The sequence below is a fragment of the Tissierellales bacterium genome (assembly GCA_035301805.1).
Classification (GTDB): Bacteria; Bacillota; Clostridia; order Tissierellales; family DATGTQ01; genus DATGTQ01.
On the sequence record DATGTQ010000034.1, the window covers coordinates 1 to 11,679 of the forward strand.

Consider the following 11,679-nt stretch of genomic DNA (forward strand, 5'->3'; position numbering starts at 1 on the left):
GAACATTGGTTAGGGACGGATGAATTTGGTAGAGATATATTTGCTAGAATGATCCATGGAGCTAGAATATCTTTAATGGTAGGTATTGTAGCTGTGGGTATTGCTATAGTTATTGGGGGAATTTTAGGTGCCATTGCAGGCTATTATGGTGGTAGAATTGATAATATAATTATGAGAACTATGGATGTTTTCTTAGCCATACCTGGTATCTTGTTAGCAATTGCCATAGTTTCGGCTTTAGGCTCAGGCTTATTTAATTTAATGTTAGCAATAGGAATATCATCTATTCCGGGTTATGCAAGAATAGTAAGGGCTTCTGTATTGACAGTTAAGGATCAAGAATTTATAGAATCTGCAAGAGCAGTAGGTGCAACAGACTCTAGAATAATACGAAAACATATAATTCCTAATGCTTTAGCTCCGGTAATTGTACAAGGAACTTTGGGGGTAGCAAGTGCAATTCTTTCTACTGCTGGTTTAAGTTTTATCGGTTTAGGAGTTCCTAAGCCTCAACCAGAGTGGGGTTCTATGTTGGCCGGCGGTAGGGTTTATCTAAGAGATGCTTCCCATGTTACTACTTTTCCAGGGATAGCAATTGTAATAACTATATTAGCATTGAATCTATTAGGTGATGGTTTAAGAGATGCATTAGACCCAAGGTTGAAGGAGTAAAGGAGGTAGGTGTACAATGGGTAAAAATGATATTCTTAATATAAAAAATCTTGTAGTTCATTATGTTACTGATGACGGTGTAGTTAAAGCAGTTAATGGAATAGATATAGATTTAAAAGAGAAAGAAACTTTAGGCTTAGTAGGAGAAACGGGAGCAGGAAAAACTACTACAGCACTAAGTATTCTAAGGTTAGTTCCAGATCCACCAGGAAAGATAATAGATGGAGAAATATATTTTGAAGGTGAAAATTTACTAGAGAAAACTATTGAGGAAATGAGACAAATTAGAGGGAATAATATTTCTATGATATTTCAAGACCCTATGACTTCCTTAAACCCTGTAATGACTGTGGGAGATCAGATAGCAGAGGGAATTCAAATACACCAAGGCTTATCTCCTGAAGAATCAATAGAAAAGGCGGGGAAAATGTTAGAATTAGTAGGAATACCTAGAGAAAGAATGGAAGAATATCCTCATCAATTTTCTGGTGGTATGAAACAAAGGGTAATAATAGCCATAGCTTTAGCTTGTAATCCTAAACTTCTTATTGCAGATGAACCAACGACGGCTTTAGATGTTACTATACAAGCCCAAGTTTTGGAATTAATGAGAAATTTAAAAGAGGAATTTAATACTGCTATGATACTGATTACTCATGATTTAGGTGTAGTAGCTGAAACCTGTGATAAAGTAGCAGTAATGTATGCTGGTGAAATAATAGAGATGTCGACTTTAGAAGAATTATTTAATAATACGAAACACCCTTATACTATGGGACTATTTGGTTCCATTCCAAGTTTAGATGAAGATGTGGAAAGGCTAGAGCCTATAAGAGGATTGATGCCTGATCCTACAGAATTACCAGGTGGTTGTAAATTCCACCCTCGTTGTCCTTATAAAGAAAAAATATGTACTGAACAAAAACCTAAGGTTACAGAAATAAATAAAGATCATAAGGTTAAATGCTTAATATACGAAGAGCTTGTAGGTCCTAAGGGGGTGTCTTAATGGGAGAAGAAATTCTGGAAATAAAGAATCTTAAAAAATATTTTGAAACTGCAAAGGGAACAGTACACGCAGTAGATGATGTAAGCTTTAAAGTGAAAAAAGGTGAAACATTAGGTATAGTAGGAGAATCTGGCTGTGGAAAATCTACTTTGGGAAGAACTATTTTAAGACTTCTTGAACCTACAGATGGACAAATTTATTTTGAAGGACAAGATATAGCTAAATTAAATAAGAAACAATTAATTAAACTTAGAAGAGATATACAAATAATATTTCAAGATCCATTTTCATCGCTAAATCCTAGAATGTCTGTTGGAGAAATTATTGCAGAACCTTTAATAATACATGGAATTATAAATAATAAATCTACTTTAGAAGACAGAGTTCTAAATTTAATGGATACAGTTGGATTAGCAGAAAGGCTTATGGATTCCTATCCCCATGAATTAGATGGAGGTAGGAGACAAAGAATTGGAATTGCTAGGGCTTTAGCTCTAAGACCAAAGTTTATAGTTGCTGATGAACCAGTATCAGCTCTAGATGTATCTATACAAGCTCAAATATTAAATCTTATGCAAGAACTACAAGAAGAATTAGGTTTGACTTATATGTTTATAACTCATGATTTATCAGTTATAAAACATATTTCCGATAATATAGGAGTAATGTATTTAGGAAAGGTTGTAGAAAAAGCTCCTAGTAAGGCATTATTTAAAAATCCTTATCATCCCTATACTCAAGCTTTATTATCGGCTATACCAGTTCCGAGTATAAAATATAAAAGAGAAACCATACTTTTAAAAGGCGAGATAGCTTCTCCAATAGATCCAAAACCAGGATGTAGATTTGCTCCGAGATGTAATTATGCAATAGAAAAATGCTTCAATGTAGAACCAGAATTAATAAAAAAAGAGGATAATCACTATGTAGCTTGTCATATAGTGAACGACTGAGAACGAGGGAGTGTTTTTTCTCATTGTTAGTTTTTCTATAAAATATAGTGTTAAAAGCTTTTGTTTAGGTTTAAACCTAAACAAAAGCTTTTTTATATTTAGTAAAATAATAAAGGTTCTAGAAAGTTTCATAGTTTTAGAATATAAAAATATAAATTATAAACTCTTTCTATATAATAAACCCTATAAAGGAGAAGTGAGAAAAAACTAGATTCTCTTTATTTTTTATGATTGTAACTTTTTAAGGAGAATTGCGTAAGATGTAGAGATTATTACTTTAGGAGGGATTTAAATGAAACAACTAGCTAGAGCATACGTTCCTTTTCAAATTATGAATCAAATTTTTTCACCAGAGGAAGCACTTAGAAAAGGAACTCTCTTTCCAGAATTATATGAACCGTATATGACTGAAAGAAATAGTAGTAGAGGAGGAAGGTATTATGGATAATGATCAATTACAATTATTGAAAGAGATAATGGAAATAAGCTTTGTATTAGTAGAAACAAATCTTTATTTAGATACACATCCTACTGATGAAAGAGCCCTAAGGGTCCATAATAGACACTTTCAAAAGTATAAGGAATTAGTAGATTTATATGAAGCAAAATATGGACTTTTGAAGTATACCGGAATGAGCGGATGTCCTTGGTCTTATATAAAAAGTCCATGGCCATGGGAAATTGATTATAGTTTAATGTAAGGGGGAAAGTTGTATGTGGATATATGAAAAGAAACTTCAATACCCAGTTAGGGTTGATTCTACAAATCCTACTTTGGCAGCTATGATATTAGAACAGTTTGGAGGACCAGATGGAGAATTATCGGCAGGAATTAGGTACTTAACTCAAAGATGGACAATGCCTACAAATGAAGCTAAAGGATTACTTACCGATATAGGTACAGAAGAATTGGCTCATTGGGAAATAATTGGGACAATAGTTTGGAAACTAGTAAAGGATGCATCAGTTGATGAGATAAAAGGAACACCTTTTGAAGCTCATTACGTAAATCATGGTAAAAGCCCATATCCTCATGATGCTGCTGGAGCACCATGGACAATATCATATGTACAGTCGAAAGGAGATCCTATAGCTGATTTACATGAAGATATGGCGGCAGAACAAAAGGCAAGAGCCACATATGAGTACTTAATAAGGGTTAGTGATGATGCAGGAGTTAATGATACATTGGGATTTTTAAAAGAAAGAGAAGTTGTACATTTTCAGAGGTTTGGTGAAGCGCTAAGAATTGTTCAAGAAGATTTAGATAGTAGAAAATATTATTAGCCCCAAGTATAGGGGCTAATCTTTATATTCACTTTCATTTTCATCATTGATTAAATTTTTCTGTCCCATTTCAACTAAATTTCTAGTCATTAATCCTCCAACTTTACCAGCATGAAATATATTTGGTATATTATCTTCTAAACCCAATTCTTTACTTAGCTCAACTTTAAATTCTTCAAGACCTTTTCTAGCATTAGGATTAATATTCTTCACTTTGTACACTCCTTGTGATTATATATTTAAAAAAATATATTAATTAAAAGTTATGTGTAACTTATTTTACGCATTTATATTTAAACAATACAAGGAAAGTTAAGGAATATTATATATATATTTAATGTTTGTTATTGGCTTTTTAGGGTAAATGATATAAAGTAAGAAGAAACAAATATAAAAATAAATATAAAGAAGGGGGATTTTAAATGAATGCAATGACTTCTGAAAATTTACGTTCTGCTTTTGGTGGTGAAAGCCAAGCACATATGAGGTATAGAGCTTGGGGAGATGTAGCAGATAAAGATGGTTTTCCAAGTGTAGGAAGATTATTTAGAGCAATATCTTATGCAGAAGAAATTCATGCTAAAGGACATTTTAGGGCATTAAAAAATGAAAAAGGTGATTTTTCAGTTACATCAGTAGCAGGTTTTGGAATTGGAACTACTTCAGAGAATTTAGAAGCAGCAAGAGGAGGAGAGTTGTTTGAAGTAGAGCAAATGTATCCAGCATACATAGCAGTGGCAGAAATGCAAGAAGAAAAAGCTGCAATTGCTACCCTAAAATTAGCTTTAAAAGCAGAAAGGTATCATGCAGAACTTTTTGGAAAAGCTAAAGAAGAAGTTGACACTGGAAAGGATCCAGAATATAAGGTTATTTATGCATGTCCAATTTGTGGGTACGTGTCTGTAAATGGAGCGCCAGATAATTGTCCTATATGTAATGCAAAGAAAGAAACATTTAAAGAATTTTAATAAATCATATTACTAAAAGTCCTAGAAATTTTTTCTAGGACTTTTAATTTACCTGTATAAAAATGAATAAACAAAATAGTCTAGTAGATTTTAGAGTAATGTATTAGTAACTAATTGCCACAAACTTATGTAAAAAAACAGTACCTTTTAAATATAGATAATATATAAGCTATATGATAAAATATAATTGAATATGTAAACAAGTTGCCGTATCTATTATTTTGAGGTGTAGTTATGAATAAAATAATAAAAAAAAGATGGATTGAAATACTAAAAATATTATTTAATAGAACCACTCCTATTACTGTTACAGAACTTGCAAAGATTCTTCAGGTTTCCAATAGGACTATAAGAAATGATTTAAATGGTATAGAAGAATTTCTTGAAGAAAAAGATACGGGACATGTTATTAGGAAGCCAGGAATTGGAATTTGGCTTGATATAAAAAAGGGAAAAGAGGATGAGTTTAAAAAAGTAATATATAATAAAGTTTCTTATATCCAGCCTTATTCACCAGAAGAAAGACAATTATATATATTAACAAAGTTATTAGAAACAAAAAAACCTATAATTATGGAAGAGTTAGCCAAAGAGCTTTTTGTAAGTAGAATTACTATTTTGAAAGATTTAAATAAAATAGAAGAAAGCATAAAAAAATATAAGGTATCACTTTTAAGAAAGCAAAATTATGGTATAGAAATAAAAGGTGAAGAAAAAGATATTAGAAGATTAATAGGAGATATTATAAGTGAAGATGAAATATCACCTTATATTAAAAAAATTTTAGATGAAGTAGAAGAAGAACTAGAATTTAAATTATCTGAAGAGGCTAGTATTAATCTTTCAAAAAACATTGCTATTTCTATGAGGAGATCAAAATTAAATAAAAAATTTAATATTACTGAGGATACAAAGAACCAATTGGAAAATAAAGAAGAATATAAAATGGCTACACTTATAGGGAAGAAAATAGAGGATATTTTTGGCTTGTTATTTCTAAAAGAAGAAATATATTATATTACCATACATTTATTAGGTTCTAAATTTCAGTTTAGAAAAAATCATTATAACAATGAAAACGTTCATTTTGCAAGGGAAATTATAGACTTAATAGGTAATATTTTATCTATAGATTTAACTGATGACAAACAGCTTTTAAATGGTTTAGCCCTTCATTTAAGGCCTACTATAAATAGATTAAAATTTGGACTTAAGATTGAAAACCCTCTACTAGAAGAAGTTAAAAAGAATTACCCTAGTATTTTTGGAGCTAGTTGGGCTAGTAGTACTCTATTTGAGAAGCAATATGGTGTTGAAGTGCCAGAAGAAGAAATAGCTTATATAACAATTCATATTGGGGCAGCATTGGAAAGGCAAAATTATAAAACAAAAGTTGTTGTAGTATGTATCAGTGGAGTAGGTACATCTCAACTAGTTTCCATTAGACTAGAAAAAGCAATATCAAATTTAGAAATTGTAAGGGTGGTTTCAAAACAAGAATTATCTACAATAGATTACAGTACTTTTGATTTAATAATTTCAACAGTAGATATAAAAGAACCGGGAAAAGCTATGATAAAAGTCAGTCCGTTTATTAATCATGAAGATGTCAAAAAGATAAAGGAATGGATTGGAAGTGAGGGAGGCAAAAAGTATTATAGAAAAACGAATAGCATAGATAAAACTTCAAAGTTATTTAAAACAAATTTAATTTTTCCTAAATTAAATTTTAAAAGAAAGGAAGAAGTAATTACTTTTTTAGTAAAAGAGTTAGTTGGCCAAGGGTATGTAAAGGGTATGTATTTAGATGAGGCTCTTGAAAGGGAACTAATTACTTCTACAGCAATTGGGAAAGGTATAGCTATTCCCCATGGAAGTCCTGGTTCAGTAATAGAGCAAGTTGTAGCAGTTGCTACATTAAATGAACCTATAGATTGGTCAGGAAATATGGTAGATATAGTATTTATAATTGCTTTTAGACATGGCTCTAAGAATATTGTGAAAATGGCATTTAGAAAATTTTACAATATGCTAGATAATGAAGAAAAAATAGAAAAGCTAAGAAATGTTAATGATAAAAATGAAGCATATAAATTACTAACAAATTAAAATCATATAATTTCAAATATAACAGTTATTATTTAAATAAAACTGTTGTTATAAAAATAGAAAAGATTAGGAGGAATAAATATGTATAAAGAAGATGTAACATTAAAAAACGAGACTGGATTGCATGCAAGACCTGCTAGTTTATTTGTAAAAGAGGCATCAAAATATGTATCAGATGTAAAAGTTCTAAAAGATGGTAAAGAATACAATGCTAAAAGTATAATGGGAGTATTAAGTATGGGTGCATCAATGAACGATACTATTACAATACAAGCTAATGGAGAAGATGAAGAAGAAGTTGTAAAAAGTTTAGTAGCTCTAATAGACAATAAATTTAATGAGTAGGAGTGGATTTAATGAAAGGGATAAGTACCTCTTCAGGTATAGCTATAGGAAAAGCTTTGCTTAAGGAAGAAACTTTAATAGATATAAAAAAAGATTATACTGAAGAACCAAAAAAAGAGATAGAAAGATTTGAACTTGCACTTAAAAAAAGTATAGAAGAAATAGTTGAAATATATCATAGAACAATAGAAAAGGTAGGAAAAGAAGAAGCAGAGATTTTTAATGCTCATAAAATGATGTTGGAGGATCCTGAATTTATAGAAACTATAAAAGGAAAGATAACTACGAATAAATATACTGCTGATTGGGCAACTAAAGAATCTTCAGATGAGTTTATCACTATATTTGAATCTATTGAAGATGAGTATTTAAAAGAACGAGCTTTGGATTTGAAGGATGTTTCATCAAGGCTTCTTAGAAACCTATTGGGAGTTGAAGAGGTGGATTTATCTAAGTTAGATGAAAATAGTATTATTATAGCAAAGGATTTAACTCCTTCGGATACAGCCCAAATGGATAAGGATAAGGTAGTAGGATTTGTAACTGAATTAGGGGGTCGAACTTCCCATACATCTATTATAGCAAGAACTTTAGATATTCCAGCTATAGCCGGAGTAAAAGAAGTAATGAATAATATAGAAATGGGAGATCTTTTAATAATAGATGGAAGTGATGGAAGTATTTTTGTTAACCCAACAGAGGAAGAAATAAAGAACTATAGAGAAAAGATTAAAAAGATTGAAGAGTTCAAAGAAAAACTACAAAGTATGAAAGGCAAAAAATCCATTAGTAAAGATGGAGTTGAAGTTGAAATTGCAGCAAATATAGGTGGTCCCAAAGATGTAGATAATGTATTAAAAAATGATGGAGAGGGAATAGGACTATATAGAACAGAATTTTTATTCATGGACAGAGATAGAATGCCCTCAGAAGAAGAACAATTTGAAGCCTATAAAGAAGTAGCTGTAAAAATGGATGGAAAACCTGTTATTATTAGAACTCTTGATGTAGGTGGGGATAAAGATATACCTTATATCGACATGCCAGAAGAAATGAATCCTTTCCTAGGTTATAGAGCCATTAGATTATGTTTGGATAGACAAGAAATATTTAAAACTCAATTAAGAGCAATATTAAGAGCAAGTGCATATGGGAATATTAAAATAATGTTTCCTATGATATCAACAATTAATGAAGTTAGACAATCGGTAGAAACAGTAGATATGGTTAAAGAAGATTTAAGGAAAGAAAATATTGAATTTGATAAAAATCTTGAACTAGGAATAATGGTAGAAATTCCTGCCGTAGCAGTTCAAGCAGATAGGTTTGCAAAGGAAGTAGATTTTTTTAGTATAGGAACAAATGATTTAATTCAATATACAACAGCAGTAGATAGAGGTAATCAAACTATATCTCATTTATATAGCCAATATCATCCAGCTGTTCTTAGATTGATAAAAAATACAATAGATTGTGGACATAATGAAGGTATATGGGTAGGAATGTGTGGAGAAGCAGCAGGTGATGAAAAACTAGTCCCAATATTATTAGGTATGGGATTAGATGAATTTAGTATGAGCTCATCTTCCATATTGAAATCAAGATGGATTATAAAAAATATGTCTCAAAAAGAATTAGAACCTGTAGTGGAGAAGGTTTTAAATATGAATACTGCTGAAAAAGTTGAGAGATTTTTAGATGAAGAGGTAGCCTTTAAGTTTTAAACTTATAGGCTACTTTTGTATTTAAAATATATCCCATAATATTTTTAAAATTGTTAATAATATAAAGTAATATAGCATATAAGGAGGATATAAATTGAATACAAGATTATTTATTATAGCTATTACTCCTGGAATAGCAATTATTTTAGGGATATATTTAAGTGATAGATATGATAGAGAACCATTTAAAAACTTATTTTTTACTTTTACATTAGGAGCGCTGTCAGTTATACCAACTGTATTTGTAGAAAAGTTTTTTAGTTATCTCAATGTTTTTCCAGGAATATTAGGAACATTTTATACTGCTTTTATAGTAGCAGGTCTTACAGAAGAATATTTTAAAAGATTAGTAGTATTAAAAGTAGCCTATAATTCTGAATATTTCAATGAAAAATTAGATGGTATTGTATATTCGGTTTTTGCATCTATGGGCTTTGCTACAGTAGAAAATATAATTTACGTTGTATATAGATACACCAATAACCCATATATTGGTTTATATAGAGGAATTTTTTCTGTACCCGCCCATGCAGTATTTGGTATAACAATGGGTTATTATTTATCCTTAGCAAAATTTAGTCAAGATAAAACAAGAACCAGGGCAAATTATTATAAATCCTTACTAATGCCTGTAATATTTCATGGAATTTTTGACTTTATTTTAATGGCCAACTTGCCTCAACTTACTATATTTTTTGTACCCTATGTAGTTTATTTGTGGTGGTTTAATCAAAAAAGATTAAGTCATTATGTTTATGATTCTAAAACAAGATATATAGATACAGAGAGAGAAGACAAGAAATAGTTGAAAAAATAAAAAAATATTATAAGCTAATAATAAGGTTATAATAAAAAGGGGTTGAAATTTTGGGAAGAAAAAAAGCGGGGAAAAGATCAAATTTATTGATAATTTTGGTTTCTTTAGTTATTTTATTTTTTGCAGCCCAGAATATTTCTTCTTTTGACAAAATACAAAAAAATTTAGATGAAAAATCAGAAGCTACTGAAACTACTCCTAAAGAGGATGAAGAAAATAGAGATGAAGTAGATAAGGTTATAGATAAAAAAACAACTGCTACTATTTTAGCAACAGGAGATATAATGTTTCACTCACCCCAGATAAAAGCGGGCTATAATCCAGCTATGGATAGTTATGATTTTAATGGCCCTTTTAAGCATGTGAAAAAATACATTGAATCAGCAGATTTATCTTTAGGAAACTTTGAAACTGTAACAGCAGGGCCAGAAGTAGGTTTTGTAGGATATCCTAATTTTAATTCCCCAGTGGAAACTTTAGATGCTATAAAAAATGCAGGGTATGATATTCTTACGACAGCTAATAATCATTGTTTAGATCAAAGAAAAGAAGGTCTTATATCAACTATAAAGGCTATTGAAGACCGTGGAATGAAGAATATTGGCACTTATAAGGAGCCGAATAGTTCTTTACTTATTGAAAATATTAATGATATTTCGATGGCTATATTATCCTATACCTATGGTTGTAATGGAATGGAGCATACTTTGGATCCAAAAGAGTTAAATTACATGATAAACCTTATTGATGAAGAAAAAATTAAGGAAGATATAGAAAAAGCTAAAGATGAAGATGTTGATTTAATAATAGTTTTTATTCATTGGGGAAATGAATATCAACAGGAACCTAGCCAAGAACAAATAGATTTAGGGAATAAATTGGCAGATTGGGGAGTAGATATTATATTAGGGAGCCATCCTCATGTAGTACAAAGTTCAGACATTATAACTAAAAATGGAAGTGAAACTTTTGTAATATATTCAATGGGAAACTTTTTGTCTAATCAACGAAGAGAAAATGTAAATAATAAGTATACGGAAGATGGAGTAATTGTTAAATTGCAAGTAGAAAAAAACTTTAAGGATGAAGAAACAAAAATTAAAGAAATCCAATATATACCTACTTGGGTAAATAAGTATACAGCAAATGGAAAATTTCAATATGAAATAATTCCAACAGGAGAAGTTTTGAAGGGGCAAGAAAACTATGATACAATTACTAAAGAAGCCTTTCTAAAAATAGAAGACTCTTTTAATAATACGATGAAAAAATTAGAGAATTAAGAAGAGTACAAGCTATTTTTTATTTTCTGTATTTCAATTAATAAATATTTAGTATATAATTAGGGTGATAGAACTATATTTTAATATATAGATAAAAGGTGTGAGGATCATTGCAACAACTTAAAGAGCTTTTTATAAATATAAGAATAAGAGATATTATCGATATATTGATAGTTGCGGTTGCTTTTTATAAATTGTTTATGTTAATTAGAGAAACAAGAGCTGAACAATTGACAAAAGGAATTTTAGTATTATTTATTGCAACAAAAATAAGTGAATGGTTAGAGCTATTTACAGTTTATTGGATATTAGAAAAGACTATGACTGTAGGTGTTCTTGCCATTCTAATTGTATTTCAACCAGAGCTTAGGAGAGGGTTAGAATACATAGGTAGAAGTAGATTTTTTACAAAGTCTTTCATTGAAGTAGAAGGAGAAAGTATAAATAAAACAGTAGATGAAATAGTAGATGCAATAGCATCTTTGTCTCGGCAGAAGATAGGTGCTCTCATA

The 11,679-nt window shown here is 30.2% G+C and carries 14 protein-coding genes; 13 read left to right on the forward strand and 1 reads right to left on the reverse strand.

The window, feature by feature from the left end:
- The 6 genes from VK071_01470 to VK071_01495 form a co-directional block, all read left to right on the forward strand.
- Positions 1-672: ABC transporter permease (locus tag VK071_01470; protein HLR33984.1), on the forward strand; the 672-nt coding region annotated here is incomplete at its 5' end.
- Positions 673-688: 16 nt separating this feature from the next.
- Complete coding sequence (locus tag VK071_01475; GenBank protein ID HLR33985.1) at positions 689-1,681, forward strand: ABC transporter ATP-binding protein; 993 nt, start codon at positions 689-691, stop codon at positions 1,679-1,681.
- Entirely contained in the window at positions 1,681-2,634 is a 954-nt protein-coding gene (locus tag VK071_01480) for an oligopeptide/dipeptide ABC transporter ATP-binding protein (GenBank protein HLR33986.1), read from the forward strand. The genes VK071_01475 and VK071_01480 overlap by 1 nt, the downstream gene beginning before the upstream one ends.
- A gap of 292 nt (positions 2,635-2,926) precedes the next feature.
- Entirely contained in the window at positions 2,927-3,082 is a 156-nt protein-coding gene (locus VK071_01485) for a spore coat associated protein CotJA (protein ID HLR33987.1), read from the forward strand.
- Positions 3,075-3,335, forward strand: coding sequence for a spore coat protein CotJB (locus tag VK071_01490; GenBank protein HLR33988.1), 261 nt, complete (start codon positions 3,075-3,077; stop codon positions 3,333-3,335). The genes VK071_01485 and VK071_01490 overlap by 8 nt, the downstream gene beginning before the upstream one ends.
- 13 nt (positions 3,336-3,348) lie before the next feature.
- On the forward strand, positions 3,349-3,921 hold the full coding sequence (locus tag VK071_01495) for a manganese catalase family protein (protein ID HLR33989.1): 573 nt from the start codon (positions 3,349-3,351) through the stop codon (positions 3,919-3,921).
- Positions 3,922-3,936: 15 nt separating this feature from the next.
- On the opposite strand, the gene VK071_01500 is transcribed toward VK071_01495, so the two are convergent.
- The gene (locus VK071_01500; GenBank protein ID HLR33990.1) at positions 3,937-4,134 is read right to left on the reverse strand and encodes a small, acid-soluble spore protein, alpha/beta type; all 198 of its coding nucleotides are present in this window, start codon (positions 4,132-4,134) and stop codon (positions 3,937-3,939) included.
- 209 nt (positions 4,135-4,343) lie between these two features.
- On the opposite strand from VK071_01500, the gene VK071_01505 reads away from it, so the two are divergent.
- From VK071_01505 to VK071_01535, 7 genes are all read left to right on the forward strand, one after another.
- Positions 4,344-4,889, forward strand: coding sequence for a rubrerythrin family protein (locus VK071_01505; protein ID HLR33991.1), 546 nt, complete (start codon positions 4,344-4,346; stop codon positions 4,887-4,889).
- Between the two features lie 234 nt (positions 4,890-5,123).
- On the forward strand, positions 5,124-6,998 hold the full coding sequence (locus VK071_01510) for a BglG family transcription antiterminator (GenBank protein HLR33992.1): 1,875 nt from the start codon (positions 5,124-5,126) through the stop codon (positions 6,996-6,998).
- 81 nt (positions 6,999-7,079) lie between these two features.
- Positions 7,080-7,343, forward strand: coding sequence for an HPr family phosphocarrier protein (locus VK071_01515; protein ID HLR33993.1), 264 nt, complete (start codon positions 7,080-7,082; stop codon positions 7,341-7,343).
- 11 nt (positions 7,344-7,354) lie between these two features.
- Positions 7,355-9,067, forward strand: coding sequence for a phosphoenolpyruvate--protein phosphotransferase (gene ptsP, locus VK071_01520; GenBank protein ID HLR33994.1), 1,713 nt, complete (start codon positions 7,355-7,357; stop codon positions 9,065-9,067).
- Positions 9,068-9,161: 94 nt separating this feature from the next.
- Entirely contained in the window at positions 9,162-9,872 is a 711-nt protein-coding gene (locus VK071_01525; protein HLR33995.1) for a PrsW family glutamic-type intramembrane protease, read from the forward strand.
- A gap of 62 nt (positions 9,873-9,934) precedes the next feature.
- Positions 9,935-11,167, forward strand: a complete 1,233-nt coding sequence (locus VK071_01530) for a CapA family protein (protein HLR33996.1) — start codon at positions 9,935-9,937, stop codon at positions 11,165-11,167.
- Positions 11,168-11,277: 110 nt separating this feature from the next.
- Positions 11,278-11,679 (forward strand): TIGR00159 family protein (locus tag VK071_01535; protein ID HLR33997.1); only part of this gene is annotated, 402 nt, incomplete at its 3' end.